General features: G+C 61.3%; 24 protein-coding genes, 1 tRNA gene and 1 pseudogene. 13 read left to right on the forward strand and 13 right to left on the reverse strand.

Translation table 11 applies throughout. From position 1 onward, the window contains the following. Positions 1 to 18: 18 nt before the first annotated feature. From RGV59_RS07480 to RGV59_RS07495, 4 genes are all read right to left on the reverse strand, one after another. Positions 19 to 94: transfer RNA gene (locus tag RGV59_RS07480), tRNA-Phe, on the reverse strand. 103 nt (positions 95 to 197) lie between these two features. Beyond that, the gene (locus tag RGV59_RS07485) at positions 198 to 470 is read right to left on the reverse strand and encodes an oxidative damage protection protein (RefSeq protein WP_017849944.1); all 273 of its coding nucleotides are present in this window, start codon (positions 468 to 470) and stop codon (positions 198 to 200) included. Then, positions 467 to 1,534, reverse strand: a complete 1,068-nt coding sequence (gene mutY / locus RGV59_RS07490) for an A/G-specific adenine glycosylase (protein ID WP_017849943.1) — start codon at positions 1,532 to 1,534, stop codon at positions 467 to 469. The genes RGV59_RS07485 and mutY overlap by 4 nt, the downstream gene beginning before the upstream one ends. Beyond that, positions 1,531 to 3,750 (reverse strand): AsmA family protein, encoded by a 2,220-nt coding sequence (locus tag RGV59_RS07495; protein ID WP_126585335.1) that lies wholly within the window; start codon positions 3,748 to 3,750, stop codon positions 1,531 to 1,533. The genes mutY and RGV59_RS07495 overlap by 4 nt, the downstream gene beginning before the upstream one ends. A 323-nt stretch (positions 3,751 to 4,073) precedes the next feature. Between RGV59_RS07495 and RGV59_RS07500 the strand changes: the two are divergent. The 7 genes and pseudogenes from RGV59_RS07500 to RGV59_RS07530 all read left to right on the forward strand — a co-directional run bounded on the left by RGV59_RS07500 (position 4,074) and on the right by RGV59_RS07530 (position 9,772). Beyond that, positions 4,074 to 5,734 (forward strand): annotated as a pseudogene (locus tag RGV59_RS07500) (OFA family MFS transporter). A 169-nt stretch (positions 5,735 to 5,903) separates the two neighbouring features. After that, the gene (hisB, locus tag RGV59_RS07505; protein ID WP_017849940.1) at positions 5,904 to 6,497 is read left to right on the forward strand and encodes an imidazoleglycerol-phosphate dehydratase HisB; all 594 of its coding nucleotides are present in this window, start codon (positions 5,904 to 5,906) and stop codon (positions 6,495 to 6,497) included. Beyond that, on the forward strand, positions 6,497 to 7,135 hold the full coding sequence (gene hisH / locus RGV59_RS07510; RefSeq protein WP_017849939.1) for an imidazole glycerol phosphate synthase subunit HisH: 639 nt from the start codon (positions 6,497 to 6,499) through the stop codon (positions 7,133 to 7,135). The genes hisB and hisH overlap by 1 nt, the downstream gene beginning before the upstream one ends. Beyond that, positions 7,136 to 7,393, forward strand: coding sequence for a DUF2164 domain-containing protein (locus RGV59_RS07515; RefSeq protein ID WP_017849938.1), 258 nt, complete (start codon positions 7,136 to 7,138; stop codon positions 7,391 to 7,393). 39 nt (positions 7,394 to 7,432) lie between these two features. Beyond that, positions 7,433 to 8,170 carry a 1-(5-phosphoribosyl)-5-[(5-phosphoribosylamino)methylideneamino]imidazole-4-carboxamide isomerase gene (gene hisA / locus RGV59_RS07520; RefSeq protein WP_017849937.1) on the forward strand — a complete coding sequence of 246 codons (738 nt, stop codon included), beginning with the start codon at positions 7,433 to 7,435 and terminating at the stop codon, positions 8,168 to 8,170. Between the two features lie 9 nt (positions 8,171 to 8,179). Beyond that, positions 8,180 to 8,950: an imidazole glycerol phosphate synthase subunit HisF gene (hisF, locus tag RGV59_RS07525; protein WP_010563131.1), complete on the forward strand. Its 771-nt coding sequence runs from the start codon at positions 8,180 to 8,182 to the stop codon at positions 8,948 to 8,950. A gap of 66 nt (positions 8,951 to 9,016) precedes the next feature. Beyond that, positions 9,017 to 9,772 (forward strand): substrate-binding periplasmic protein, encoded by a 756-nt coding sequence (locus RGV59_RS07530; RefSeq protein ID WP_017849936.1) that lies wholly within the window; start codon positions 9,017 to 9,019, stop codon positions 9,770 to 9,772. Here RGV59_RS07530 and RGV59_RS07535 read toward each other — a convergent pair. From RGV59_RS07535 to gpmI, 4 genes are all read right to left on the reverse strand, one after another. Next, entirely contained in the window at positions 9,763 to 10,542 is a 780-nt protein-coding gene (locus RGV59_RS07535) for a divergent polysaccharide deacetylase family protein (protein WP_126585336.1), read from the reverse strand. The two genes, RGV59_RS07530 and RGV59_RS07535, sit on opposite strands and share 10 nt — an antisense overlap. A gap of 1 nt (position 10,543) precedes the next feature. Beyond that, complete coding sequence (locus RGV59_RS07540; protein ID WP_046490883.1) at positions 10,544 to 11,860, reverse strand: S41 family peptidase; 1,317 nt, start codon at positions 11,858 to 11,860, stop codon at positions 10,544 to 10,546. A gap of 30 nt (positions 11,861 to 11,890) precedes the next feature. Continuing rightward, the gene (locus RGV59_RS07545) at positions 11,891 to 13,186 is read right to left on the reverse strand and encodes a murein hydrolase activator EnvC family protein (protein ID WP_017849933.1); all 1,296 of its coding nucleotides are present in this window, start codon (positions 13,184 to 13,186) and stop codon (positions 11,891 to 11,893) included. A 245-nt stretch (positions 13,187 to 13,431) separates the two neighbouring features. Then, on the reverse strand, positions 13,432 to 14,958 hold the full coding sequence (gene gpmI, locus RGV59_RS07550) for a 2,3-bisphosphoglycerate-independent phosphoglycerate mutase (RefSeq protein WP_126585337.1): 1,527 nt from the start codon (positions 14,956 to 14,958) through the stop codon (positions 13,432 to 13,434). 151 nt (positions 14,959 to 15,109) lie between these two features. Here gpmI and RGV59_RS07555 point away from each other — a divergent pair, with 151 nt between their 5' ends. The 3 genes from RGV59_RS07555 to secB are packed head-to-tail and all read left to right on the forward strand — an operon-like array spanning position 15,110 to position 16,300. Continuing rightward, positions 15,110 to 15,523, forward strand: a complete 414-nt coding sequence (locus RGV59_RS07555; RefSeq protein ID WP_017849931.1) for a rhodanese-like domain-containing protein — start codon at positions 15,110 to 15,112, stop codon at positions 15,521 to 15,523. A gap of 1 nt (position 15,524) precedes the next feature. Further along, entirely contained in the window at positions 15,525 to 15,779 is a 255-nt protein-coding gene (grxC, locus tag RGV59_RS07560) for a glutaredoxin 3 (RefSeq protein WP_017849930.1), read from the forward strand. 41 nt (positions 15,780 to 15,820) lie between these two features. Then, the gene (gene secB, locus RGV59_RS07565; protein ID WP_017849929.1) at positions 15,821 to 16,300 is read left to right on the forward strand and encodes a protein-export chaperone SecB; all 480 of its coding nucleotides are present in this window, start codon (positions 15,821 to 15,823) and stop codon (positions 16,298 to 16,300) included. 117 nt (positions 16,301 to 16,417) lie between these two features. On the opposite strand, the gene RGV59_RS07570 is transcribed toward secB, so the two are convergent. Beyond that, a complete protein-coding gene (locus tag RGV59_RS07570) occupies positions 16,418 to 16,873 on the reverse strand; it encodes a tRNA (cytidine(34)-2'-O)-methyltransferase (protein WP_017849928.1) in 456 nt (151 codons plus the stop codon). Here RGV59_RS07570 and RGV59_RS07575 point away from each other — a divergent pair. Further along, on the forward strand, positions 16,872 to 17,312 hold the full coding sequence (locus tag RGV59_RS07575) for a hypothetical protein (protein ID WP_017849927.1): 441 nt from the start codon (positions 16,872 to 16,874) through the stop codon (positions 17,310 to 17,312). The genes RGV59_RS07570 and RGV59_RS07575 overlap by 2 nt on opposite strands. Positions 17,313 to 17,842: 530 nt before the next feature. Here RGV59_RS07575 and ntrC read toward each other — a convergent pair. The 4 genes from ntrC to glnA all read right to left on the reverse strand — a co-directional run bounded on the left by ntrC (position 17,843) and on the right by glnA (position 22,823). Next, positions 17,843 to 19,279 carry a nitrogen regulation protein NR(I) gene (gene ntrC / locus RGV59_RS07580; RefSeq protein ID WP_003218003.1) on the reverse strand — a complete coding sequence of 479 codons (1,437 nt, stop codon included), beginning with the start codon at positions 19,277 to 19,279 and terminating at the stop codon, positions 17,843 to 17,845. Continuing rightward, on the reverse strand, positions 19,276 to 20,361 hold the full coding sequence (gene glnL, locus RGV59_RS07585; RefSeq protein WP_017849925.1) for a nitrogen regulation protein NR(II): 1,086 nt from the start codon (positions 20,359 to 20,361) through the stop codon (positions 19,276 to 19,278). Before glnL ends, ntrC begins: the two co-directional genes overlap by 4 nt. A gap of 311 nt (positions 20,362 to 20,672) precedes the next feature. Then, positions 20,673 to 21,209 carry a chorismate mutase gene (locus RGV59_RS07590; protein ID WP_046490877.1) on the reverse strand — a complete coding sequence of 179 codons (537 nt, stop codon included), beginning with the start codon at positions 21,207 to 21,209 and terminating at the stop codon, positions 20,673 to 20,675. 207 nt (positions 21,210 to 21,416) lie between these two features. Further along, the gene (gene glnA / locus RGV59_RS07595; protein WP_017849923.1) at positions 21,417 to 22,823 is read right to left on the reverse strand and encodes a glutamate--ammonia ligase; all 1,407 of its coding nucleotides are present in this window, start codon (positions 22,821 to 22,823) and stop codon (positions 21,417 to 21,419) included. A 334-nt stretch (positions 22,824 to 23,157) separates the two neighbouring features. On the opposite strand from glnA, the gene thiI reads away from it, so the two are divergent. Beyond that, positions 23,158 to 24,612 (forward strand): tRNA uracil 4-sulfurtransferase ThiI, encoded by a 1,455-nt coding sequence (gene thiI / locus RGV59_RS07600; protein ID WP_046384997.1) that lies wholly within the window; start codon positions 23,158 to 23,160, stop codon positions 24,610 to 24,612. 139 nt (positions 24,613 to 24,751) lie between these two features. Continuing rightward, positions 24,752 to 26,572 (forward strand): translational GTPase TypA, encoded by a 1,821-nt coding sequence (typA, locus tag RGV59_RS07605; protein ID WP_017849921.1) that lies wholly within the window; start codon positions 24,752 to 24,754, stop codon positions 26,570 to 26,572. Positions 26,573 to 26,639: the final 67 nt, after the last annotated feature.

Below are 26,639 nucleotides of genomic sequence, written 5' to 3' on the forward strand. Positions count from 1 at the left end.
CCACCTGAAACTTAATAGTGGTGCCCAGAGACGGAATCGAACCGCCGACACGGGGATTTTCAATCCCCTGCTCTACCGACTGAGCTATCTGGGCAACGGGGCGCATTAAACGGGTTTTTCAGGGGGTCGTCAAGCAAGTTTTCAAAAAATATTTAATTATTACCGTCGCTTACGTGCCGACCCCGGTTTTTGCTCAATTATTGAGCAGGCGGCACGTAGCCTTCGGCCTTGGCGTAATCCTCGCCGGAAAAGAACTTGTCCATCTCGCCTTGCAGGTATTTGCGGTCTTCGGCGTTCATCATGTTCAGGCGTTTTTCGTTGATCAGCAGGGTCTGGTGTTTCTGCCAGTCGGCCCAGGCCTTGGCGGAGACGTGATCGAAAATGTCCTGGCCCTTGGCACCCGGGAACGGGGCGCGCTCCAGGGCGGGCAGTTCTTCGTGGTACTTGCGGCAGATGATGGTGCGGGTCATGACGAAACTCCTGCGTTCAATACGTCGGCCGCGCGCTTCAGCAGTTTTTTCACCGGGGCGGCAAGGCCCAGGCGCGGCGGGGTGGCGAGGTTATACCAGAGCCAGTCGGCCTCGGCCACGTGATGGGCGGATTCCTCGACCTGGACCAGCCAGGGTTCGATGGCCAACTGGAAGTGGCTGAAGGTGTGGATCAGCCCCGGCAGTTCCTGTTGTTTGCCCAGCTCCAGCGCGTGCTGGTGGGCGAGGTGTTCGAGGTCTTGCAGGTCGTCCAGCTCCGGCAGGCTCCACAAACCGCCCCACAGGCCCGTGGACGGGCGACGGTAAAGCAGGATCGCGCCGTCGCCATTGGCCAGCATGGGCATCAGCGTGCGCTTCTGGGGGATGCTCTTGCGCGGCTTGGGGATCGGGTAGCGCGTCTCCAGGCCGAGCATGTGGGCTTCGCAGCCTTTTTCCAGCGGGCATAACAGGCAACTGGGCTTGCTGCGGGTACACAGGGTGGCGCCCATGTCCATCATTGCCTGGGTGTAGGCGTTGACGCGATCACGGGGCGTGAAGCGCTCTGCGGTGGCCCAGAGCTGTTTGGCCACTTTGGGTTCGCCGGGGTAGCCCTCCTGCGCGGTAAAGCGTGCCAGCACGCGTTTGACGTTGCCATCGAGGATCGGCGCGCGCAGGCCCATGCTCAGGCTGGCGATCGCGCCGGCGGTGGATAGGCCGATGCCAGGCAGTTCGGTGAGCTTTTCCACGTCGCGGGGAAACTCGCCGCCGTACTCGGCCACGACAATCTTCGCGGTCTTCTGCAGGTTGCGCGCCCGGGTGTAATAGCCGAGTCCGGTCCACAGGTGCAGCACCTCGTCTTCCGGTGCGGCGGCCAGGGCTTCGACCGTTGGCAGGGAGGCCATGAAACGGTCGAAGTAATTGAGCACGGTGCTGACCTGGGTCTGTTGCAGCATGATCTCCGAAACCCACACCCGGTAGGGCGTGATGCCCTGTTGCCAGGGCAGGTCATGGCGACCGTGGCGGTCGTACCAGTTCAGTACCGCCTCGGAAAACTGCTCGTTTCTCATCGTTTGAACAGGCCTTTCAACGCGTCTTTCAACTGCGGGTTAACTTTGTCGAGCTTCTCTTCCAGCTTCTCGTTGAGGCGGTTGCCGGCGGCCTTGATGGCGACCTGGCCGAGGCCGTCCTTGTCCAGGCGGCACGCCTTGGCGCCCAGCTCCAGCGGGCCACGGCAGCGCAGCGGCACTTCGATGCCCTGGAAGTTGGCGCCTACCTCGCAGGCGGGGTCCGGCACTTCGCGTTGATCGCCCTCGACGATGATGCCGACGCGATAATCCATGCCCAGCACGCGCAGGTCGATATCGCCGTTGCCGTTGACCGTAAGGCCGGGGATACGCACCTTCAGGTCGGGGTTGTTGGCCACGCCGTTGCGCAACGTCAGGTTGCCCCTGAGTTCCTGGAACGGGGTGTCCTTGGCCCGTGGTTCGCTGCTCAAGGTCTTGCGGTTGAGCAGGGCGATGCCGGTACACAGTTGCTGTTCAAGGTTGGCGTTGAGCAGCACGCCGTTGTTGATCACGAAGCTGGCGTTGCCGTTGAGGCTGTCGATCAGTGCCTTTTGGCTGTTGCCGCGGCCGCTGAGGTTGCTGTCGAGGGTGATCTGGCCCTTGACCGGCGGCGTCTGCCCCTGGGCTTGCAGGATGCGCTCGACCGGCACTTGCTTGATGTGGCTTTGCAGGGCCAGCACTGGAATGTCCTGGCGCACATCGAGGCTGCCATTGGCCTGGAAGCTGCCGTTGTAGAGGCCGCCGCTCAGGCTGTCGAGCTTGAGCTGGCCGTCGAGGCCGCTGGCCTTGAGCATGGCGTTCTGGATCGGCAGCTTGCTCAGGGTCAGTTGGCCGAAGGCCAGGTCGGCCTCCACGTCCAGCGTGCGCAGGCGGGTCAGCGGCAGCAGCTTGTCGGTGCTCCAGGCGCCTTTGGTCGGGGCGTCCGGCAGCGGTGTGGTGCCACCGGCGGCCATGGCGCCGGCTTCGCTGTTCTGCACTTCGGCCTGGCGTGCGGCGGTTGCCCCCTTGGCGGACTCGGACTTGGCCGGCAGGTAATTGTCGGCGTTGAAGGTGTCGCCCTTGAGTTGCACGCGCAGCGATTGCTTGGCGAAATCGTCCACGGCAACGCGGCCGGTGAAGGTGCTGCCGTCGAGTTTCAGGTTGAGGTCTTCCAGGGCCAGGCGGGTCGGCGTGCCTTGGAGGCGGCTGACCAGCTCGACTTTGCTCAGGCTGCCCTCGGCCATCGGTGGCAGCGGGTTGCCGATGCTGTCGAGGAACTTGGCCAGGTCGAACTGGGCGATCGACAGGGCACCGCTGAGCTGCGGGGTCTTGTCCAGGTCATTGACCTTCAGTTCGCCGAGGGCGCGCAACTGGTTGGCCGAGAGTTTCAGGTTGGTCCACTCGGCAATGTTGGCCGCCAGGTCCACCAGCAGTTGGCCCTGGGTGGAGAAGGTCACGGTTTTGCCTTGCAGCGGCTCGCCGGTGGCTTCGCCGCTGAACCGCATGTCTTCGAACTGATAACGCTTGAGCGCCCGCTGAATGCGCAGGTTGCCGTTGAGTTCGGTCTTGACGCGCATGACCGGCTGGTTGCTGCCGAGGAACGCGGTGAGCTTCAGCGGAATGCTCGCCCCTTCGTGGATGGCGCCTGCACTCAGCTGGATGCTTTCGGCGCTGAACTGCTTGCCGGTCTCCTCATCGTTGTATTCGATGCGGGCGTTGTTGATGGTCAGGCTGTCGATGTCCAGGCGGATGGGCTGCGGCGGTTTCTCTGCCTTCACCTCGGTCACCGGTGCCGTCGCTTGCACGGGGGTTGGCGTAGCGGTGGGCGCCTCGGGGGCGTTCTTGCCGATGTCTTCCCAGTTGCCGTGGCCTTGCTTGTCGCGGTTGAGGCGCAGGTTCAGGCCTTCGACGCGCACATCGCTCATCTGCACTTCGCGGCGCAGCAGCGGTAGCACGCGTACCGACAGGCCGAGCATCTGCAGGTCGGCGAACGGCTGGGTCGGGTTGGTCAGGGTCGCGACGCTGGCTTCGTGCAGTTCCAGGCCCAGCCAGGGGAACAGGCTCCAGCCGATGTCGCCATTGAGCGTCAGCTCGATGTGGGCCTTGTCGCGGGCAATCTGGCGAATCTCGTCTTTGTAGTCGTTGGGATCGAAGAGATGGGTCAGGGCAAAGCCGAGAGCCACAATGATCAGCAACAGCCCGAGAAGTACCAGACCCAGGATTTTGCCGAACGCTTTCATGGGCGAGTCCTTGTATGTCGATTTCAAAATTTAGCCGCAGAGTATAGCGCCCGATGGCCTGCGTCAGTTCACGGATCGTTACATTGTATCTAGCGCAGGGGGCGGTATTTTGGCGTCAAAAAACACAAAAAATCCGCGAAAGGTAGTGGCATTTTGGTTTTTCTGTCATCCACTGATGCTAATCTCTGCGCGTTCGTCCGCCTTCTGCGACGTAACGTCGCGCTTTAAATGGAGCTTTATTCAACAAAACGGTCACGCCCTGCGTGCAAGGCCGAAGGAGAGAGCGCCTGACGAACACATACTAATAACTGGGGGAAACACTAATGAGCACTAGCACTGCGGCGGGTATTGCTGCCGCGCAGCCTGCGTTCCTGTCCAAGGAGCGCATCATCGCCAAGCCCGGGTTCAACCGCTGGCTGGTTCCACCGGCCGCTCTGGCCATCCACCTGTGTATCGGCATGGCCTACGGCTTCTCGGTGTTCTGGTTGCCGCTGTCCAAGGCGCTGGGGATCAGCGCGCCGGTGGCCTGTGCGCCGGATATGAGCTTTATCGCTCAGGTTTTTCGTCCCAATGCGACTGGCCGATCTCCATGCTGGGCTGGATCTACACCCTGTTCTTCATCTTCCTGGGCTGCTCGGCAGCGATCTGGGGCGGCTGGCTGGAACATGCCGGGCCACGCAAGGCGGGCGTCGTCTCGGCGCTGTGCTGGTGTGGCGGCCTGCTGATTTCGGCGCTGGGGATTTATACCCACCAGATCTGGCTGATGTGGATCGGCTCCGGGGTCATTGGCGGTATCGGCCTGGGCCTGGGTTATATCTCGCCCGTGTCGACCCTGATCAAGTGGTTCCCGGACAAGCGCGGCATGGCCACCGGCATGGCGATCATGGGCTTCGGCGGCGGCGCGATGGTGGGGGCTCCCCTGGCGGCAGCGCTGATGGGGCACTTCGCTTCGCCGACCAGCGTCGGCGTGTGGCAGAGCTTTCTGGTGATGGCGGCGATTTACTTCGTGTTCATGATCGGTGGCGCGCTGTCCTACCGCGTTCCGCCGACCGGCTGGAAGCCTGAGGGCTGGACCGCGCCGGTGAAAAAAGCCAGCAATGCGATGATCACCCATCGTCACGTTCACGTGAACGTCGCCTGGAAAACCCCGCAATTCCGTCTGGTCTGGCTGGTGCTGTGCCTGAACGTATCGGCCGGTATCGGCATCCTCGGCATGGCTTCGCCGCTGCTGCAGGAAGTGTTCGGCGGCAAGTTGCTGGGTGTGGATGTGCCGTTCGGCCAACTGAATGCCGGGCAACTGGCCTCGATCGCGGCGATCGCGGCGGGCTTTACCGGGCTGTTGAGCCTGTTCAACATCGGTGGCCGGTTCTTCTGGGCGTCGTTCTCCGATTACCTGGGCCGTAAAAACACCTACTTCGTGTTCTTCGCCCTGGGCTTTGCCCTGTATGCGCTGATCCCGAACCTTGGGCACCTGGGCAACGTGGCGCTGTTCGTGGCGGCGTTCTGCATCATCCTGTCGATGTACGGCGGCGGTTTTGCGACGGTTCCGGCTTACCTGGCCGACCTGTTCGGCACCCAGATGGTCGGCGCGATCCATGGTCGCCTGCTGACCGCCTGGGCTGCGGCGGGCGTGCTGGGCCCGGTGTTGGTGAACTACCTGCGTGAATATCAGTTGAGCATCGGCGTCGAACGCGCCGCCGCCTACGACATCACCTTGTACATCCTCGCCGGCCTGCTGGTGCTGGGTTTCATCTGCAACCTGCTGGTGCGCCCGGTGGCCGACAAGTACTTCATGAGCGACGCCGAACTGGCCGCCGAACAGGCGCTGGGCCATGACAAGGGTGCCGATTCGAGCACCGTGCTGGAGTGGAAAGCCTCCGCCGGCAGCAAGCCGCTGGCTGTCGCGGCCTGGTTGGTGGTGGGTATTCCGTTGGCGTGGGGTGTGTGGGTGACCCTGCAGAAGACGGCGGTACTGTTCCACTAAGTTGACTGCAGGCGGGCGCACCATCCTGGAGCGCCCGCTTGTATGCACATGTCTAGCGTCGACCTTCCTCGCTTCAACTCGTCAGTCTTATCCCCTTCGATGTTTCTGTTTAGCGCCCGCGCCCCTATAATGGCTGCCTTTTTCGCCCAATGATTTTGCGGAGCTGGTGATGGCCGAACGTAAGGCGTCCGTCGAGCGCGACACTCTGGAAACCCAGATCAAAGCCTCGATCAACCTGGATGGCACCGGAAAGGCCCGATTTGATATCGGTGTACCTTTTCTTGAGCACATGCTGGACCAGATCGCCCGTCATGGGCTGATCGACCTGGATATCGTCAGCAAGGGCGACCTGCATATCGACGACCACCACACGGTGGAGGATGTCGGTATCACCCTCGGCCAGGCTTTCGCCAAGGCCATCGGCGACAAAAAAGGCATCCGTCGCTACGGCCACGCCTATGTCCCGCTGGATGAGGCGCTGTCGCGTGTGGTCATCGACTTCTCCGGCCGCCCCGGCCTGCAGATGCACGTGCCCTACACCCGCGCCACCGTGGGCGGCTTCGACGTCGACCTGTTCCAGGAATTCTTCCAGGGTTTCGTCAACCACGCCCTCGTCAGCCTGCACATCGACAACCTGCGCGGCACCAACACCCACCACCAGATCGAAACCGTGTTCAAGGCCTTCGGTCGCGCGCTGCGCATGGCGGTGGAGCTGGATGAGCGCATGGCCGGGCAAATGCCATCGACCAAGGGCGTCCTGTAATGCAGACGGTCGCGGTTATCGATTACGGCATGGGCAACCTGCACTCGGTGGCCAAGGCCCTCGAGCACGTAGGGGCTGGCAAGGTGCTGATCACCAGCGATGCCACGGTGATTCGCGAGGCTGACCGCGTGGTGTTCCCGGGCGTTGGCGCGATTCGCGATTGCATGGCCGAAATCCGTCGCCTGGGCTTCGACAGCCTGGTGCGCGAGGTCAGTCAGGACCGGCCGTTCCTCGGCATTTGCGTGGGCATGCAAGCCTTGCTCGAGCGCAGTGAAGAGAACGACGGCGTCGACTGCATCGGCCTGTTTCCAGGCGAAGTGAAGTTCTTCGGCAAGGACCTGCATGAAGACGGCGAGCACCTGAAAGTCCCGCACATGGGCTGGAACGAAGTGCGGCGCACCGTGGATCACCCGCTGTGGCATGAGATCCCGGACATGGCGCGCTTTTACTTCGTCCACAGCTACTACATCGCCGCCGGTAACCCGCGCCAGGTGGTGGGTGGCGGGCACTACGGCGTCGACTTCGCCGCCGCGCTGGCCGAAGGTTCGCGTTTTGCGGTGCAGTTCCACCCGGAGAAGAGCCATACCCATGGCCTGCAATTGCTGCAGAACTTCGCTGCGTGGGACGGTCGCTGGTAGATGGCCAAGAAACCGAAGCTGCCGATCCTGAACCTCACGCCCGAACAGGAACGTGAGGCTACCAACAAGATCAAGCGCTTCATGGAGGACCGTTTCGAGCTCAAGCTGGGCTCGTTCGAGGTTGCCGAGATCCTTGAGTTGTTCACCATTGAAGTTGCGCCGCACTATTACAACAGGGCGATTTTCGATACGCAGACGCTCCTTAGGGAACGGTTCGAAAGCATCGAAAGCGACCTGTGGTCGCTTGAGAAACCCTGATTTCCCAAGCATTGCTGAATATCGAATAAGGTTTGCCAGATGCTGATTATCCCCGCTATCGATCTCAAGGACGGCGCTTGCGTGCGTCTGCGCCAGGGCCGCATGGAAGATTCCACGGTGTTTTCCGACGACCCGGTGAGCATGGCTGCCAAATGGGTGGACGGTGGTTGCCGTCGCCTGCATCTGGTGGACCTGAACGGCGCCTTCGAAGGCCAGCCGGTCAATGGCGAAGTGGTGACTGCGATCGCTAAGCGCTACCCGAACCTGCCGATCCAGATCGGCGGCGGTATCCGCTCCCTGGAAACCATCGAACACTACGTCAAGGCCGGCGTAAGCTACGTGATCATCGGCACCAAGGCCGTGAAAGACCCGGCCTTCGTCGCCGAAGCCTGCCGCGCGTTCCCGGGCAAGGTGATCGTCGGCCTGGACGCCAAGGACGGTTTCGTCGCCACCGACGGCTGGGCTGAAATCAGCACGGTGCAGGTGATCGACCTGGCCAAGCAGTTCGAAGCCGACGGCGTGTCCGCCATCGTTTATACCGACATCGCCAAAGACGGCATGATGCAGGGCTGCAACGTACCGTTCACCGCTGCGCTGGCGGCGGCGACCAGGATCCCGGTGATCGCGTCCGGTGGCATCCACAACCTGGGTGACATCAAGTCGCTGCTGGATGCCCGGGCCCCTGGAATCATCGGCGCGATCACCGGCCGCGCAATCTACGAAGGCACCCTGGACGTCGCCGAAGCCCAGGCTTACTGCGATGCCTACAACGGCTGAGGACTGACCATGGCGCTGGCCAAACGCATCATCCCTTGCCTGGACGTCGACAACGGTCGCGTGGTCAAGGGCGTCAAGTTCGAGAACATCCGTGACGCCGGCGACCCGGTGGAAATCGCCCGTCGCTACGATGAGCAAGGTGCCGACGAGATTACCTTTCTCGACATCACCGCCAGCGTCGACGGCCGTGACACCACGCTGCATACCGTCGAGCGCATGGCCAGCCAGGTGTTCATCCCGCTGACCGTGGGCGGTGGCGTTCGCACCGTGCAAGACATCCGCAACCTGCTCAATGCCGGCGCGGACAAAGTCTCGATCAACACCGCCGCAGTGTTCAACCCGGAGTTCGTCGGCGAAGCCGCACAGCACTTCGGCTCGCAGTGCATCGTGGTGGCCATCGACGCCAAGAAAGTCTCCGGCCCCGGCGAGCCGCCGCGCTGGGAGATCTTCACCCACGGCGGGCGCAAGCCGACCGGCCTGGACGCGGTGGAGTGGGCGATGAAGATGGAAGGCCTGGGCGCCGGTGAAATCCTGCTGACCAGCATGGACCAGGATGGCATGAAAAACGGCTTCGACCTCGGCGTGACCCGTGCCATCAGCGATGCGCTGGGCATTCCGGTGATCGCGTCCGGCGGCGTCGGCAACCTGCAGCACCTGGCCGACGGCGTGATCGAAGGCCACGCCAGCGCCGTGCTGGCGGCGAGTATTTTCCACTTCGGCGAATACACCGTCCCCGAGGCCAAGGCGTACATGGCCGCGCGCGGTATCGTGGTGCGCTAAACGCTGCTGGACACCATGGCAAGTGCGCGGCACTCTCTGCGCTTGCCATGGATTCCGGTAACTTTCATGTTCAAAGACCTGTTGCTCGCGCTCGCCAGTACCTCCGTGCTCATGATCGGAGTGGCCCAAGCCGAAGAATCGTCTGACGCCTCCCTGGTGTTGCTGACGGAAAACTTCCCGCCCTACAACATGGCGAAAAACGGCAAGAACTTCGCCAAGGACGAGAATATCGAAGGCATCGCCGTGGACATCATGCGCGAAACCTTCAAGCGTGCTGGCATTTCCTACAGCCTCACTCTGCGCTTTCCTTGGGAGCGGATCTACAAACTCGCCCTGGAAAACCCCGGCTACGGTGTGTTCGTGATGGCCCGTCTGCCGGAGCGCGAAGCGCTGTTCAAATGGGTCGGCCCTATCGGCCCGGATGACTGGGTGATGCTGGCCAAGGCCGACAGCAAGATCCGGCTCGACGAGTTGGCGCAGGCGCGGCGCTACAAGATCGGCGCGTACAAGGGCGACGCGATTGCCGAGACCCTGGAGAAGCAGGGCCTCAAGCCAGTGCTGGTGCTGCGTGACCAGGACAACGCGCAAAAGCTGCTGGATGACCAGATCGACCTGTGGGCCACCGGCGACCCGGCCGGCCGCTACCTGGCGCGCCAGGTCGGTGTGACCGGGCTCAAGACCATCCTTCGCTTCAACAGTGCCCAGTTGTACCTGGCGCTGAACAAGGATGTGCCGGACGAAACGGTGGCCAAGCTGCAGGCAGCGTTGGATCAGTTGCGCGAGGAAGGCCTGCTCGACCAGATGATGGCGCGCTATTTGTAGCGATAGGTGCCGTTCTTGCCGTGCCCTGCCATCGCCTGATTGCTGCGCACGCTGATCATCAGTTTGATATCAATCCAGTCCACGCCCTGGGCCTTGAGCTTGGGCAGCTCGCGTTCGAGCACCGCCAGGGTTTGTGGATACGGATGGCCGATCATCACCGCTGAGCCCTGTTTATGGGCCAGTTTGATGGCGCTCTGCAATTGCGTGGTGATCGCGGCTTCGGTGCGTTCGTCGTCGAGGAACACATCCCGCGAGACGCTGGCCAGGCCGATCTTCTGCGCTTCGGCGGCACCGACGGTCTGCGCGCTGGTGCGGCTGTCGACAAAGAACTTGTGGCGCCGTTGCAGCTCGCCCATCAGCCAGGCCATGGCTTCGGGCTGGGCAGTCATGCGGCTGCCCATGTGGTTGTTGATGCCGGCGGTGTAGGGCACGGCCTTGAACGCAGCGTCCAGGCGCTTGCCGAGCTCTTCGATAGGCAACTCGGGGTGCCAGGCGAACGGGCCGGTGGCCGGGTCCATGGGCATGTGCAGGATCACGATCTTGCCGGCCTTGTGCGCTTCGCGGGCGAATTCGGCGGCGTGGGGCGTGTCGGGCATGATCGCCGTGGTCACCGGGCCGGGCAGGGCCAGCACACGGCGATCCCGGGGCAGGTTTTGCCCCAGGTCGTCGATGATCAGGGTCAGGTAGGCTCTGTGCGGTTCGCTGGCCGGGGTCGCGTGGGCGACCCCGGCCAGGCTGCACAGTGCAGCGATGATCAGGGCAACGCGCATATCAACGGCTGCGCGTGATGCTCAAGCCCTTGAGCAGGCTCAACGCCTGGGCCAGTTGGTAGTCATCGTCCTGTGGCATCGGCTTGGCCTTGGCACTGCTGCCGGTCGGCTGGTCGGCGCCGCCGTTGCCATTGCCGAGGTGGCCTTGCAGGTCGGCTTCCTTGTAGTACTCGCTGTCGACCTCGTTGGTGATCTTGGCCTTGCGCACTTCGATGTCCGGCACGATGCCCTGGGCCTGGATCGAGCGGCCGTTTGGCGTGTAGTACAGCGCGGTGGTGATTTTCAGGGCGCGCTCGTTGTTCAGCGGCAACACGGTTTGCACCGAGCCTTTGCCGAAACTGGTGGTGCCCATCAGTACACCGCGCTTCTGGTCTTGCAGGGCGCCGGCGACGATCTCCGAGGCCGAGGCGCTGCCGCCGTTGATCAGCACGGCCAGTGGCACATTTTCGCTGAGGTCGTTGCCGGTGGCCGAGAAGCGCAGTTCGGAGTTGGCGATACGGCCCTTGGTGTAGACGATCAGGCCTTTGGTGATGAAGTGGTCGACCACTTCCACCGCCGACTGCAGCACGCCACCGGGGTTGTTGCGCAGGTCGAGCACGATGCCGTTGAGCTTCTTGCCGTTGTCTTTACGCAGCTTGGCCAGGGCCTTGGCCACTTCGTCGCCGGTCTTGACCTGGAACTGGGTGATGCGGATGTAGCCGTAGCCCGACTCCAGCAACTGGCTCTTCACGCTCTTGACCGTGATGGTCGCGCGGGCCAGGGTCACGTCGAACGGCGCGCCGCCGTCGCGCACCAGGGTCAGGGTGATTTTCTGGCCGATCTTGCCGCGCATCTTGTCGACGGCTTCGGTCATGGTCTGGCCACGGGTCGGCTGGCCGTTGATCTTGACGATCAGGTCACCGGCCTGGATGCCGGCCTTGGACGCCGGGGTGTCGTCGATCGGCGAGACCACTTTGATCTGGCCGTCTTCGGCGCCGACTTCAATGCCCAGGCCACCGAACTCACCGCTGGTGCTTTCCTGCAGCTCGGCGAAATCTTCCGGGCCGAGGTAGGCGGAGTGCGGGTCGAGGTTGCTGAGCATGCCCTTGATGGCATTTTCCAGCAGGGTCTTGTCGTCCACGGGTTCGACATAGGCTGCCTTGATCCGGTCCATGACCTCGGCAAAGGTGCGCAACTCCTCCAGCGGCAACGGCGCCTTGGTGGTCGCGGCCATGCCGGCGGATGCAGCCGGTTCGGCCTGGTCGGCGAAAGCCAGAGGCGCGCCGATCACCAGGGCGATCGTCAGGGCCAGCGAAGTGAGGCGGGACAAATACAGCATGTCGAACGAACTCCTAATGTAGATGCGACCCTATCCTTGGGTGCGGCACCATTGTGCAGGATCGCTCGGGCGGCCCTGCTGACGAATAGCGAAGTACAGCGCCGGGGTGTCCTGGCCGCCACTGTTACCGACAGTGGAGATGGATTCCCCGGCTTTTACCACATCACCTGCCGACTTGAGTAAAGTCTGATTGTGGCCATAAAGACTCAAATAGCCATTGCCGTGGTCGAGAATCACCAATAAACCGGCGCCCCGCAGCCAATCGGCAAACACCACGCGACCGCCGTGGACGGCGTGGACCTGGCTGCCGGCGGCCGCGCTGATCATCACCCCATCCCACTTGGCGCGGGTGTCATCGCCGCGGGTTTCCCCAAAGCGTGCCAGCAGTCGACCATCAACCGGCCACGGAAGTTTGCCGCGCGCGGAAGCAAAAGGCCCGCCGAAGGATTCGCCCGCGCTGGAAACCAGCGGCCCGGGCGCTGCATGCGCCGGTTTACGTGGGGCCGGAGCGTCGGTAGTGGCTGCCAGTTCGGCCTCACGCTGGCGCTTTTTTTCCGCTTCCTGCTGGGCGATCAGCGCTTTCTGTCGCGCTTCCTCGGCCTCGCGTGCCTGGCGGGCCAGGGTTTCTTCGATGGTTTTCAATACTTTGGCCAGGTCGGCCTGGTCCTGCTCGCGGGCTTGCAGCTTGGCGTCGCGGGCCTTTACGTCGTCATTGAGCTTGGCCAGGGCCAACTGGCGTTCCTTGCGCACCTTGTCGAGCTGGTCGCGCTGGCTGTCGAGGCTGCTTTTCTGGTCGAGCAGTTGCGATTGCTGGTCGGCGATTTCCTGTTCGACGTTGGCCAGTTGGCGCAGGGTCTCGTTGAAGCCCTTCAATTGGGCAAGGCGTGCCTTGCTCAGGTAATCATAGTAGGTCAGGGTGCGCGCGAACTTTTCCGGGTTCTGCTGGTTGAGCAGCAGCTTGAGGTACTCCTGGCGGCCACTCTGGTAGGCGGCGCGGGCCTGGATCGCGATCAGGCGTTGCTGTTCAACGCGGGCGCTCTGGAGTTTTTTTTTCTCAGCGTCGAGTCGCTCCAGTTCCGACTCGCTCTTCTTTAATTCTTTTTGTAGCTCCTGGACCTGCTTCTCCAGCTTGCCCATCTCGGTTTCCGTGCCGCGCAGGTCTTTCTGCACCCCGGATTTCTCTTCCTGGAGCTTGCCGAGCAGTTTTTTCAGCTCGGTGATGTCCTGACGCGTAGCGTCCAACTGTTGTTGGGTTTGCGCGCGCTCATCGGCAAATGCCGGTTGGAGCAGGCAGACGAGAGCGAGGGTAATCAAGGCGCGAAGCATAGAGGCGGGCGACACCAGGGAAAGGGACGGCCTAGTATGCCCGGCAAGCGCTGCAAAAAAAACGCCCAATTCGGGCTTCTGGGCAAGATAGGTGCCGAGCGGCAGTGGTATGGCGAAAAGACATCTACCCAACACCGCGAGTCCAATGTGGGAGGGGCTTGCCCCCGATTGCGGTGTGTCAGCTGAATAGGTGTTGGCTGATCCACTGCTATCGGGGGCAAGCCCCCTCCCACATGTGGTTTAGATCAGACCAGGATCGAAGTGCCGGTCATCTCTTTGGGCTTTTCCAGCCCCATCAACATCAGCATGGTCGGCGCCACATCGGCCAGCACGCCGCCTTTGCGCACTTTCAGGTCGCGCTTGCCGACGTAGATGAACGGCACCGGCTCGGTGGTGTGGGCGGTGTGGGCTTGCCCGGTGGACTCGTCGGACATTTGCTCGCAGTTGCCATGGTCGGCGGTGATCAGCGCTTCGCCGCCGACTTTTTCCAGGGCGTCGACGATGCGGCCCACGCACAGGTCCAGGCATTCCACGGCCTTGATCGCGGCGGCCAGGTTGCCGCTGTGGCCGACCATGTCGCCGTTGGCGTAGTTGACCACGATCACGTCATAACGCTGGTGTTCGATGGCGTCGACGATCTTGTCGGTGACTTGCGGTGCGCTCATTTCCGGTTGCAGGTCGTAGGTCGCGACTTTCGGCGACGGGATCAGGATGCGCTCTTCGCCCGGGAACGGTTCTTCGCGGCCGCCGGAGAAGAAGAAGGTCACGTGGGCATACTTCTCGGTTTCGGCGATGCGCAGTTGGGTCTTGCCGTTTTTCGCCAGGTAGTCGCCCAACACGTTTTCCAGGCTGCCGGGGGCAAAAGCCGACGGGGCCGGGATGTTGGCGGCGTATTGGGTGAGCATCACGAACTCGATTTTCGGCTGGCGCGCGCGTTCGAAGTTCTTGAAACCCGGGTCGACGAACACATGGCTCAGCTCGCGAGCACGGTCGGCGCGGAAGTTCATGAACACCACGGCGTCGCCGTCTTCCACTTTCACCGGCTCGCCGATGGTGGTGGCCTTGACGAACTCATCGCTCTCGCCGCGCGCGTAGGCGGCTTCCAGGCCTTCCTGGGCGGTGGCGGCGTTGAATTCGGCCTGGCCGTCGACGATCAGGTTGTAGGCCTGGGACACGCGGTCCCAGCGGTTGTCGCGGTCCATCGCGAAATAGCGACCGACCAGGCTGGCGATGCGGCCCTTGCCGAGGGCGGCGAAGGTGGCGTCCAGCAGTTCGATCGACGATTGCGCGCTTTTCGGCGGCGTATCGCGGCCGTCGAGGAAGGCGTGCAGGTAGATCTTGTCGGCGCCGCGCTTGAAGGCCAGTTCGGCCATGGCCACGAGGTGGTCCTGGTGGCTGTGTACGCCGCCGTCGGACAGCAGTCCCATGAAATGCACGGCCTTGCCGGCGGCGACGGCTTTATCGACGGCCGCGCAGATGGTCGGGTTCTCGAAGAACTCGCCGTCGCGGATCGCTTTGGTCACGCGGGTGAAGTCCTGATAGACCACTCGTCCGGCGCCGAGGTTCATGTGGCCGACTTCCGAGTTGCCCATTTGGCCGTCCGGCAGGCCCACATCCATGCCCGAACCGGAGATCAGCCCGTTGGGCAAAGTGGCGGTCAGACGGTCCAGCACCGGCTTGTTGGCCGAGTACACGGCGTTGTCGTGGTGGCTTTCACTGTGTCCGAAGCCATCGAGAATTATCAGGACCAAAGGTTTAGGCGTCGTAGTCATAGATCCTCTCGCGGCGGTAATTGATGAAGGGGATTGAAAAGGGAGTGGCAGTTTAAAGCGAAGTTCCGACCACGTCACCGCTTTACGGGGGTTGGCCCCCCCTGACGGCTGTGTATACTTACCGCCATTTTAACGCCCTGGAACCTCCTTGATGGTTGATCACCTGATTGCATTTGCCACTGCCCACTACCTGCTCGCGGGTGCCTTCGTCATCCTGCTGGCGCTGCTGATCGCTCATGAAATGAGCCGCGGTGGCCGCAGCCTGAGCACGTCGGAGCTGACCGCGCTGGTCAACAAGGATGAGGCCGTTGTCGTGGATATCCGTCCGGCCAAGGATTTTGCCGCCGGTCATATCGTTGGCGCCCTGAACATTCCCCAGGACAAGCTGATCGCGCGCCTGGCCGAGCTGGAGAAGCACAAGGCCAAGACCATCATCCTGGTCGACGCTCAAGGCCAGCACTCCGGCACCCACGCCCGCGAAATGCTCAAGACCGGCTTCACCGCCGCCAAACTGTCTGGTGGTATCAGCAGCTGGCGCGCCGATAACCTGCCGCTGGTGAAGTGATATGAGCCAGGTTGTCGTGTATTCCAGCGATTGGTGCCCTTACTGCATGCGGGCCAAGGCCTTGCTGGAGAAGAAGGGGGTTGCCTTCGAAGAGATCAAGGTCGACGGCAAACCCCAGGTGCGCGCCGAAATGGCCCAGAAGGCGGGACGCACGTCCGTGCCGCAGATCTGGATCGGCGCCAAGCACATCGGTGGATGCGATGACCTGTTTGCCCTTGAGCGCGCCGGTAAACTGGACGCGCTGCTTCACGTCTGACTCCTAAACCCTAAAAGACCCAAGATCAAGAAGGATCTGCGATGACTGACCAACAGAACACCGAAGCAGCAGAAGCCCAAGGCCCACAGTTTTCGCTGCAGCGCATCTATGTGCGTGACCTGTCGTTCGAAGCGCCGAAAAGCCCGGCCATCTTCCGTCAGGAGTGGACCCCAAGCGTCGGGCTGGACCTGAACACCCGTCAAAAAGCCTTGGAAGGCGACTTCCACGAAGTCGTGCTGACCCTCTCGGTCACCGTCAAGAACGGCGAAGAAGTGGCCTTCATCGCTGAAGTGCAACAGGCCGGTATCTTCCTGATCCAGGGCCTGGACGAAGCGTCCATGAGCCACACCCTGGGCGCGTTCTGCCCGAACATCCTGTTCCCGTATGCCCGCGAGACCCTGGACAGCCTGGTCACCCGTGGCTCGTTCCCGGCGCTGATGCTGGCTCCGGTGAACTTCGATGCCCTGTACGCGCAAGAGCTGCAGCGCATGCAACAGGAAGGTTCGTCGACGGTTCAATAAGTCGATGCGCTAAAAATGTGGGAGGGGGCTTGCCCCCGATTGCGGTGTGTCAGCTGAATAGGTGTTGGCTGACCCACTGCTATCGGGGGCAAGCCCCTCCCACATTTGTTATGTGTGTTACTTGAAGCCGAGTTGGCGCCAGCCTTCGTAGACGGCGACGGCGACGGTGTTCGATAAGTTCAGGCTGCGGCAACCTTCGCGCATCGGCAAACGCAGGCGATGGCCGTCGGGCAGGGCGTCGAGCACCTCGGCCGGCAGGCCACGGCTTTCCGGGCCGAACAGGAAGGCGTCGCCGTCGGCGAAGCTGGCGTCATGGAACGGCCGCGAGCCCTTGGTGGTGAACGCGAACAACCGAGGGTGGCCGAGGCTTTCCAGGCAGCTGGCGAGGTCAGCGTGGCGTTGCAAGGTGGCATACTCGTGGTAGTCCAGCCCGGCGCGGCGCAGGCGCTTGTCGTCCATGTCGAAGCCCAGCGGCTCGATCAAATGCAGGTGGCAGCCACTGTTGGCGCACAGCCTGATAACGTTGCCGGTATTCGGCGGAATTTCTGGTTGAAAAAGGATGACGTGAAACATGCACGGCTCCGAAGGCAAAGATGCGCTGCATTCTACCCTCGAAGAAGACCCCAGGCCGAAGCTATTGCCAAGGGTTTTGGGCTCTTTGGCGATTGTCGGCTTGATGGTGGGCCTGATGATCGGGCGCCTGACCGCCCCGGACCCGGTCGAATTGCTGCAGGTGACGCCAGCAGCCGACGGTGTGGTGGTGTGGTTCAACAGCGAACCCAAGCTGCATGGCGAGCATATCGACGGCACCGTGGCGCTGTTGTTCGACGCGCAGGGCAAGGCCGCCAGCGGGCAGCTCAAGGTCAATGACAAGGATGTGAACTGGCGCGTGCGCAAGACCGATGGCGGCCTGTTGCTCAACCTGGTGGCGGCGCGGCCGTTGCGTGGGGAATGGTCGGGAGAGGAAGCTGAAGGCCGCTGGCGGCTGGAGATCCATCTCCAAGAGCAATAAAAGAGGGAGTTCCCGGCCTGCCTGTACCAGGGCTCCCAAAACGGGATGAAGCCATCCGGCTTCGTGTTAAAGAGGGAATCCCCGGCCTGCCTGTACCGAGGTTCCCGAAAGCGGTGTGGAGCGCGACGCGGTTCGCATCAAGCACCCCGGGTGTAAAGAGGGGATTCTCGGCCTGCCTGTACCAAGGTCCCCGAAACTGGGTTGTATCAGGGTTATTGCAGGGCGCGTGCCACACTGGCCAAGTTGCTCGAAAAAAACGCTCCAGACAGCGAAAAGCCCCGGAATACGGGGCTTTTGCGTTTTCGGTTGTCTGATTTCAGGCGGCGGTGCGAAGGTTTGAGGTGTTGGCGCCGTGCCCGATGCCGGTTCATGGTGCATTGAAGCGGTGCATGGTCGCCAAACCTTGTGCAGATCCAAATGTGGGAGGGGGCTTGCCCCCGATTGCGGTGGATCAGTCATGTAGATGCCGACTGACATGCCGCTATCGGGGGCAAGCCCCTCCCACATTGGATCTTCAGTGGGGCTGAGATTCAGCCCTCGTCACCTTCGTCATCATCCCCGCCATCGACCTTCATCCCCAGTTCCTTGATCTTGCGCGTCAGGGTATTGCGGCCCCAACCCAGCAGCACGGCGGCATCGCGACGGCGGCCGGCGGTGTGCTTGAGGGCGGTTTCGATCATGATCCGTTCGAAGGCCGGCACGGCGCTGTCCAGCAGGTTCGACTGGCCGCGTGCCAGGGCCTGGTCGGCCCATTGGCGCAGCGCCTGTTCCCAGTTGGTCACGGGGGCCGAATCCTGCGGCAGGCTGAGCAGCTCCGGCGGCAGGTCGCTGATATGCACTTCGCGCCCGGACGCCATGACCGTGATCCAGCGGCAGGTGTTCTCCAACTGGCGCACGTTGCCGGGCCACGGCAGGTTCTTCAGGTATTCCTCGGTCTCGCTTTTCAGCAGCTTCGGCTCGACGGCCAGCTCCTGGGCGGCGCGGCTGAGGAAGTGGCGCGCGAGGGTCGGGATGTCTTCGCGACGGTCCGACATGCGCGGGATGTGGATGCGGATCACGTTGAGGCGGTGGAACAAGTCCTCACGGAACTTGCCCGCATGCACCAGGGTTTCCAGGTTCTGGTGAGTCGCGGCGATGATACGCACGTCAACCTTGACCGGCGTATGCCCGCCCACACGGTAGAACTCGCCGTCCGCCAGCACGCGCAGCAAGCGGGTCTGGGTATCGGCCGGCATGTCGCCGATTTCATCGAGGAACAGCGTGCCGCCGTCCGCCTGTTCAAACCGCCCGCGCCGCAGGTTGGCCGCGCCGGTGAAGGCGCCTTTCTCGTGGCCGAACAGTTCGGACTCCATCAAGTCCTTCGGAATCGCCGCCATGTTCAGCGCAATGAACGGCGACGCCGCCCGCGGGCTGTGGCGGTGCAGGGCGTGGGCCACCAGTTCTTTACCGGTGCCCGACTCGCCGTTGATCAGCACGGTGATGTTGGAGTGGCTCAAGCGCCCGATGGCGCGAAACACTTCCTGCATCGCCGGCGCTTCACCGATGATTTCCGGGGTGCGGGTCAGGGCGGGCGGGGCTTCCTGGTTCTGCTGTTCCTGGGCGTGCTGGTTGGCGCGCTTGACCAGCGCCACCGCTTCGTCCACGTCGAACGGCTTGGGCAGGTACTCAAAGGCGCCGCCCTGATAGGACGCGACAGCGCTGTCCAGGTCCGAGTGTGCGGTCATGATGATCACCGGCAGGCGCGGGTGCTGCTCGCGAATCCGCGCCAGCAGGTCCAGGCCGCTGGCACCGGGCATGCGGATGTCGGAGATGATCACGTCGGGCTGCTGGCGCGCCAGGCGGCTCATCACCCCGTCAGCGCTGTCGAAGCTCTGGGTGGTCATGCCTTCCTGTTGCAGGGCTTTCTCGAGGACCCAGCGGATAGAACGGTCGTCATCGACGATCCAGACAGTTTCACTACGGCTCATGTCGATGGGGCTCCTTGTTCCAGAGGCAGAAAGATCGAGAACGTGGTGTGGCCAGGATGGCTCTCACATTCGATCAGACCCTGGTGCTGGCTGATGATGTTCTGGGTAATGGCCAGGCCCAGCCCGGTACCGTCCGGGCGGCCGCTGACCATGGGGAAGAAAATGGTTTCCTGCAGTTCTGCTGGAATGCCCGGGCCGTTGTCGGTGATTTCGACTTTGGTCACCAGACGATGGCGCACGTGGCCGATGGTGAACTGGCGCAAGGCGCGGGTGCGCAGGCTGATGCGGCCCAGGCGCAGCTCGTTCTGGCTGCTGATGGCCTGCATGGCGTTGCGCACGATGTTGAGCACCGCCTGGATCATCTGCTCGCGGTCGATCAACACGTCGGGAATGCTCGGGTCATAGTCGCGCACCAAGGTAATGCAGCCTTGGCTTTCGGCCTCGACCAACTGGCAGACACGCTCCAGCACCTCATGCACGTTGGTCATCGCCAGCGACGGCAGCTTGTTGGAGCCGAGCATGCGGTCCACCAGATTACGCAGGCGGTCAGCCTCTTCGATGATGACGTTGGTGTAGTCCTTGAGGTGCTCGTCCGGCAGCTCACGAGCCAGCAACTGCGCCGCGCCGCGAATCCCGCCCAACGGGTTCTTGATCTCGTGGGCCAGGCCGCGCACCAGCATCTTGCTGGTTTCCTGCTTGGACAACTGCGCTTCTTCCTTGGTGATGCGCAGCAGGCGGTCACGCGGGTGGACTTCGAGCAGCAGCAGGGTGCTGCCGTTGCTCAGGATCGGGGTCACGGCGTAGTCGACGGTCAGGGTCTGGCCGGTCAGGGCGGTGAGCATCGCTTCGCGCTTGGTGAACGGATGTGCCTGCTCCACTGCCTGGCGCAACGAGCTCAAGGCTTCGGCCGACTCGGTGAACAACTCGCTGATGAACTGCCCATGGCTGCGCTGCCCGCTGATGGCCAGGAGCATCTCCGCCGCCGGGTTCATGTACTCAAGGCGCAGGTCGTCATTGAGCAGGATGGTCGCGGTGGTCAGGTTGTCGAGTAACAAACGGTGCAGTGCATCGCTGATGGTCATCAGGACCTCTTTTGGAGCAAGGCGCGGGCTTGAGGCACACGCTGATACAAGGAAAATGCAAAAACCAAACCAAGGCTCCGAAAAGAAGCGTTTAAGCCCTGAAATAAGGGTTTAAGGCTCGAAACTGTGGCGTTCTGCCAGCTTCATCGGGTAGTTTCGAACCAAAATGGGCTGGGTCGGTGGGAAGGGTGCAGGCTATCGCACCAATATAGTGCGATTTTGTGACGATTGTTCAGGAAGCGCGAATTCACACAAATCAAATGTGGGAGGGGGATTGCCTCCTCCCGCATTTTTGGATCGGGTTTACCGTTTTAGTTTTTGTAGATACACAGCTCGGCGGTCGCGCGGATCATCGCCAACTGCTGCATCGGCTCATTGAGCGGCTCATGCACGGCTTCGGCCAGCCATTGCGGGCACTGTGGGTCGGTGCGCTGCGGGCTGAAGTCGGCCAATTGCTGCAGCAGGCGTTTTTGCAGTTGGTCCAGTTGCGGGCGAATCTGCTTGACCAGGTCCGGGCGCGGATCGTCGGGGGCCTTGCCCTGGAACTGCCAGTCGGAAAGATGGGCGTACTGCACCAGTTTGTTCGCTTCGATCTGTGCCGAGAAGAACTGCCCGGCGGCGACAGGGTCCAGCTTATAGCTCGGGGCCTGGGCGACGACGCTGGCGATCACCTCTTGCTCGCGTTTCTTGTCTTCTACGGGCTTGTGGCTGTCCCACTTGCTCAGGGCGACCTGGTCGGCGATCGCCAGGCGCTCGGCGATGCTGTTGAGTAAAGGTTCGAGGCTGGGCGGCGCAGCGCTCGCACTGGCACTGACGAATAACAGAGCGAACACAAGTCGACGTTTCAATGCTGATCTCCTTGTGAGAGGGGGCTTGCCCCCGATAGCAGAGCGTCAGTCAGCACCGGTATCAACTGATCCACGGCTATCGGGAGCAAGCTCCCTCCCACCTTTTTGATTGGGTTTGCAGGTGCGGAGCTGTGTAATCCCCGGGCAAAAAAAGACCTCCCGAAGGAGGTCTTTTTCGATCACGCCACGTTAAGCGACGCTACCGGATCAGCAGCTGTAGTACAGCTCGTATTCCAGTGGGTGTACGAAGGTGCGGACTTTGATTTCTTCTTCGCTTTTCAGCTCGATGTAGGCATCGATGAAGTCGTCGCTGAATACGCCGCCTTTGGTCAGGAACGCACGGCCCTTGTCCAGCTCTTCCAGGGCTTCTTTCAGGCTGCCGCACACTTGTGGGATCTCTTTGGCCTCTTCAGGCGGCAGGTCGTACAAGTTTTTGTCGGCGGCGTCGCCTGGGTGGATCTTGTTCTGGATGCCGTCCAGGCCAGCCATCAGCAGTGCAGCGAAGCCCAGGTACGGGTTGGCTGCCGGGTCCGGGAAGCGGGCTTCGATACGGCGAGCGCGCGGGCTGGACACGTAAGGAATACGGATCGATGCGGAGCGGTTACGAGCCGAGTAGGCCAGCATTACCGGTGCTTCGAAACCTGGGACCAGACGCTTGTAGGAGTTGGTCGACGGGTTGGTGAAGCCGTTCAGGGCCTTACCGTGCTTGATGATGCCGCCGATGAAGTACAGGGCGGTGTCGGACAGGCCGGCATAACCTTCGCCAGCGAAGGTGTTCTTGCCATCTTTAGCGATGGACAGGTGAACGTGCATACCCGAACCGTTATCGCCGTACAGAGGCTTAGGCATGAAGGTTGCGGTACGGCCGTAGGCATCAGCCACGTTGTGTACGCAGTACTTCAGGGTCTGGACTTCGTCAGCCTTGGCAACCAGGGTGTTGAACTTCACACCGATTTCGTTCTGGCCGGCAGTCGCCACTTCGTGGTGGTGTACTTCGATGACCAGGCCCATTTCTTCCATGGCGTTGCACATGGAGGTACGGATTTCGTGGTCGTGGTCGAATGGCGGAACTGGGAAGTAGCCACCTTTGATACCTGGACGGTGGCCTTTGTTGCCGCCTTCTACGTCCTGGTCGGACATCCACGAACCTTGTTCGGAGAAAATCTTGAACATGGAGCCGGAGATGTCGGACTTGAACTTGACCGAATCAAAGATGAAGAATTCTGGCTCTGGGCCTACGAATACGGTGTCGCCGATACCGGTCGACTTCAGGTATTCCTCGGCACGCTTGGCGATCGCACGTGGGTCGCGGTCGTAGCCTTGCATGGTCGAAGGCTCGATCACGTCGCAGACGATGATCAGGGTTGGGTCTTCGGTGAACGGGTCCAGCACGGCAGTGCTGTCGTCCGGCATCAGGATCATGTCGGAAGCTTCGATGCCTTTCCAACCGGCAATGGAGGAACCGTCGAACATTTTGCCTTCTTCGAAGAACGCGTCATCCAGCGCGTCGCGAGCCGGCATGGTCACGTGGTGCTGAGTGCCTTTTGTGTCCGTGAAGCGCAGATCAATCCACTTAACGTCATGATCTTTGATGAGTTGAACCGACTTCGACATGGTGTCCTCCGGGGTGGCTTCGGGCTGGGTAGTGGAGTTAGCCCTTAGAATGTGGGTGATGCCGGCGCGGATAGTCCGCCATGGCAACCTGCCTCACAAGAGAGCAAATTGCATGCCAGTGCGCCAACATGGCCTTTTTGCGTCAAAATGGCCCCTATAACAGTGCAAACCGCGGAAATGGAATAAATAACGCACTGCAATGTGGCGTGCATTTGCGCAAATGACCTTTTTTGGTGCGTTGCACCGTTGATGCATATTAACTGGTTAAACCTTGAGCGATTTCCGCTATAATCCGCGCCCCCCTTTTTCGGCAGGCCCTGCGCGCGCTGTTTCCATGAAATTAATCGTTAAAGTCTTCCCCGAGATCACCATCAAAAGCCGACCGGTACGGATGCGTTTCATCCGTCAGTTGGCCAAGAACATCCGTGCCGTGCTCCGCGATCTGGACCCGGCTGTGGTGGTGAACGGTGTGTGGGACAATCTCGAGCTGGAAACCCGTGTCACCGACGCCAAGGCCTTGAAGGATATGACCGAGCGCCTGAGCTGCATGCCGGGCATCGCGCATTTCCTGCAGGTCGACGAGTACCCGCTGGGCGACTTCGACGACATCACCGAAAAGTGCAAACAGCACTTCGGCAGCGAGCTTGAAGGCAAGATTTTTTCGGTGCGCTGCAAGCGTGCCGGCAAGCACCCGTTCAGCTCCATGGATGTGGAAAAATACGTCGGCAGCAAGCTGCGTCGCGAGTGCGGCGCTGCCGGAATTTCCCTCAAGGCGCCGCAAATTGAAGTGCGGATGGAAATTCGCGACCAACGGTTGTTTGTGATCCACAGCCAGCACAATAGCATTGGTGGCTACCCGTTGGGCGCCCTGGAACAGACCCTGGTCTTGATGTCCGGCGGTTTCGATTCCACAGTGGCGGCCTACCAGATCATGCGCCGCGGCCTGATGAGCCACTTCTGCTTCTTCAACCTGGGCGGGCGTGCCCACGAATTGGGCGTGATGGAAGTCGCGCACTATATCTGGAAGAAGTACGGCAGCTCCCAACGCGTGCTGTTTGTCAGCGTGCCGTTCGAGGAAGTACTGGGCGAAATTCTCGGCAAAGTCGATAACAGTCATATGGGCGTAGTATTGAAGCGTATGATGTTGCGCGCAGCGTCCCGAATTGCCGATCAACTGCAGATCGACGCGCTGGTGACCGGCGAAGCGATTTCCCAGGTATCCAGCCAGACGCTGCCGAACCTGTCGCTCATCGATTGCGTGACCGAGAAGCTGGTGCTGCGCCCGCTGATCGCCAGCCATAAGCAGGACATCATCGACCTGGCGGAACAGATCGGCACTGCCGACTTCGCCAAGCACATGCCCGAATATTGCGGGGTCATCTCGGTGAACCCCAAGACCCACGCCAAGCGCAACCGCGTGGAGTATGAAGAACAACAGTTTGATATGGCGGTTCTGGAGCGTGCGCTCGAGAACGCCAAACTGGTCCCGATCGATCGTGTCATCGACGAGTTGGGCCAGGATGTGCAGATCGAAGAAGTCAGCGAAGCCCTGGCCGGTCAGATCATCATCGACATCCGTCACCCGGATGCCGCTGAAGACGAGCCGCTGGAAATCGCTGGCATCGACGTACAAACGCTGCCGTTCTATGCATTGAACGCGCGTTTCAAGGAACTGGATAACAGCCGTCAGTACCTGCTGTATTGCGACAAAGGCGTGATGAGTCGCCTGCATGCCCACCATTTGCTCAGTGAGGGGCATGCCAATGTGCGCGTTTATCGACCGAGCTAAGAGCCCGGGGCTGTTTGCCTGTGGCCTGCGTCACCGGCCCCCCGACTCTGCCGTCAAGCTGTAACGGCAAGGCCTGACTCTACTGTTAATCGCTGCCACGACCTGTCAGCACACCGAATCCTCTGATCGAGATACACAAGTGATCGAAAATCTACGTAACATCGCCATCATTGCTCACGTTGACCATGGTAAAACCACCCTGGTAGACAAACTCTTGCGTCAATCCGGCACCCTGGAGCGCAACGAGCTCAACGACGAGCGCGTGATGGACTCCAACGACCAGGAAAAAGAGCGCGGTATTACCATCCTGGCTAAAAACACCGCTATCAACTGGAACGGCTACCACATCAACATCGTGGATACCCCGGGCCACGCCGACTTCGGCGGCGAAGTAGAACGCGTAATGTCGATGGTCGACTCCGTTCTGCTGCTGGTTGACGCTCAAGACGGCCCTATGCCGCAAACCCGTTTCGTGACCAAGAAGGCGTTCGAAGCCGGCCTGCGTCCGATCGTGTGCATCAACAAGGTTGACCGTCCAGGCGCGCGTCCGGATTGGGTTCTGGACCAGATCTTCGATCTGTTCGACAACCTGGGTGCTACCGAAGAACAACTGGACTTCCAGGTTATCTACGCTTCGGCCCTGAACGGTATCGCCGGTCTGGATCACACCGCCATGGCGGAAGACATGACCCCGCTGTACCAGGCCATCGTTGACCACGTTCCACCACCGAAGGTTGACCGTGACGGTCCGTTCCAGATGCAAATCTCGGCACTGGACTACAACAGCTTCCTGGGTGTTATCGGCGTTGGCCGTATCGCTCGTGGTAGCGTCAAGCCGAACACTCCGGTTGTCGCTATCGGCGCCGACGGCAAGAAGCGCAACGGTCGTATCCTGAAGCTGATGGGTCACCACGGCCTGCACCGCATCGACGTTGAAGAAGCGTTCGCCGGCGACATCGTGTGCGTCAGCGGTATGGACTCGCTGTTCATCTCCGACACCCTGTGCCAGCCGGACACTGTCGAGGCGATGAAGCCTCTGACCGTCGACGAGCCAACCGTTTCCATGACCTTCCAGGTAAACGACTCGCCTTTCTGCGGTAAAGAAGGCAAGTTCGTGACCTCCCGTAACATCAAGGAACGTCTGGACAAAGAGCTGCTCTACAACGTGGCACTGCGCGTTGAAGAAGGCGACTCGGCTGACAAGTTCAAGGTTTCCGGCCGTGGTGAGCTGCACCTCTCGGTACTGATCGAAACCATGCGTCGCGAAGGCTTCGAAATGGGCGTTGGTCGTCCTGAAGTGATCATCCGTACTGTTGACGGCGTGAAGCAGGAACCGTTCGAAAACGTCACCATCGACACCCCTGAAGAATCCCAGGGCAAGGTCATGGAAGAGATGGGCCTGCGTAAGGGCGACCTGACCAACATGGTGCCGGATGGCAAAGGCCGTGTGCGTCTGGAATACAACATCCCTGCGCGTGGTCTGATCGGTTTCCGTAACCAGTTCCTGACCCTGACCAACGGTGCTGGCATCCTGACCTCGATCTTCGATCGCTACGACACCATGAAGTCCGGCGACATGTCCGGCCGTCAGAACGGTGTTCTGGTTTCGGTTGAAACCGGCAAGGCGCTGACCTACTCCCTGGAAACCCTCCAGGCGCGTGGCAAGCTGTTCGTTGAACACGGTCAAGAGATCTACAACGGTCAGATCGTTGGTCTGAACAGCCGTGACAACGACATGGGCGTCAACCCAACCAAAGGCAAGAAGCTCGACAACATGCGTGCTTCGGGTAAAGACGAAACCATCGCTCTGGTTCCACCTGTTCGCTTCACCCTGGAACAGGCCCTGGAATTCATCCAGGACGACGAGCTGTGCGAAGTCACGCCTAAGTCGATCCGCCTGCGTAAGAAGATCCTGGACGAAGGCGAGCGTACCCGCGCTGCCAAGAAAGCCAAGAACTGAGTTAACTCAGGCTGAATGAAAAACGCCCCCGGTCGAAAGGCCGGGGGCGTTTTTTTATGTCTGCAGG

The organism is Pseudomonas sp. FG1, from assembly GCF_034313875.1.
GTDB classification, from domain to species: Bacteria; Pseudomonadota; Gammaproteobacteria; order Pseudomonadales; family Pseudomonadaceae; genus Aquipseudomonas; species Aquipseudomonas veronii.

Coding starts and splice junctions, on each gene's coding strand:
- RGV59_RS07485 (WP_017849944.1), bottom strand. CDS start 470: ATGACCCGCACCATCATCTGCCGCAAGTACCACGAAGAACTGCCCGCC.
- mutY (WP_017849943.1), bottom strand. CDS start 1,534: ATGAGAAACGAGCAGTTTTCCGAGGCGGTACTGAACTGGTACGACCGC.
- RGV59_RS07495 (WP_126585335.1), bottom strand. CDS start 3,750: ATGAAAGCGTTCGGCAAAATCCTGGGTCTGGTACTTCTCGGGCTGTTG.
- hisB (WP_017849940.1), top strand. CDS start 5,904: ATGGCCGAACGTAAGGCGTCCGTCGAGCGCGACACTCTGGAAACCCAG.
- hisH (WP_017849939.1), top strand. CDS start 6,497: ATGCAGACGGTCGCGGTTATCGATTACGGCATGGGCAACCTGCACTCG.
- RGV59_RS07515 (WP_017849938.1), top strand. CDS start 7,136: ATGGCCAAGAAACCGAAGCTGCCGATCCTGAACCTCACGCCCGAACAG.
- hisA (WP_017849937.1), top strand. CDS start 7,433: ATGCTGATTATCCCCGCTATCGATCTCAAGGACGGCGCTTGCGTGCGT.
- hisF (WP_010563131.1), top strand. CDS start 8,180: ATGGCGCTGGCCAAACGCATCATCCCTTGCCTGGACGTCGACAACGGT.
- RGV59_RS07530 (WP_017849936.1), top strand. CDS start 9,017: ATGTTCAAAGACCTGTTGCTCGCGCTCGCCAGTACCTCCGTGCTCATG.
- RGV59_RS07535 (WP_126585336.1), bottom strand. CDS start 10,542: ATGCGCGTTGCCCTGATCATCGCTGCACTGTGCAGCCTGGCCGGGGTC.
- RGV59_RS07540 (WP_046490883.1), bottom strand. CDS start 11,860: ATGCTGTATTTGTCCCGCCTCACTTCGCTGGCCCTGACGATCGCCCTG.
- RGV59_RS07545 (WP_017849933.1), bottom strand. CDS start 13,186: ATGCTTCGCGCCTTGATTACCCTCGCTCTCGTCTGCCTGCTCCAACCG.
- gpmI (WP_126585337.1), bottom strand. CDS start 14,958: ATGACTACGACGCCTAAACCTTTGGTCCTGATAATTCTCGATGGCTTC.
- RGV59_RS07555 (WP_017849931.1), top strand. CDS start 15,110: ATGGTTGATCACCTGATTGCATTTGCCACTGCCCACTACCTGCTCGCG.
- grxC (WP_017849930.1), top strand. CDS start 15,525: ATGAGCCAGGTTGTCGTGTATTCCAGCGATTGGTGCCCTTACTGCATG.
- secB (WP_017849929.1), top strand. CDS start 15,821: ATGACTGACCAACAGAACACCGAAGCAGCAGAAGCCCAAGGCCCACAG.
- RGV59_RS07575 (WP_017849927.1), top strand. CDS start 16,872: ATGCACGGCTCCGAAGGCAAAGATGCGCTGCATTCTACCCTCGAAGAA.
- RGV59_RS07570 (WP_017849928.1), bottom strand. CDS start 16,873: ATGTTTCACGTCATCCTTTTTCAACCAGAAATTCCGCCGAATACCGGC.
- ntrC (WP_003218003.1), bottom strand. CDS start 19,279: ATGAGCCGTAGTGAAACTGTCTGGATCGTCGATGACGACCGTTCTATC.
- glnL (WP_017849925.1), bottom strand. CDS start 20,361: ATGACCATCAGCGATGCACTGCACCGTTTGTTACTCGACAACCTGACC.
- glnA (WP_017849923.1), bottom strand. CDS start 22,823: ATGTCGAAGTCGGTTCAACTCATCAAAGATCATGACGTTAAGTGGATT.
- thiI (WP_046384997.1), top strand. CDS start 23,158: ATGAAATTAATCGTTAAAGTCTTCCCCGAGATCACCATCAAAAGCCGA.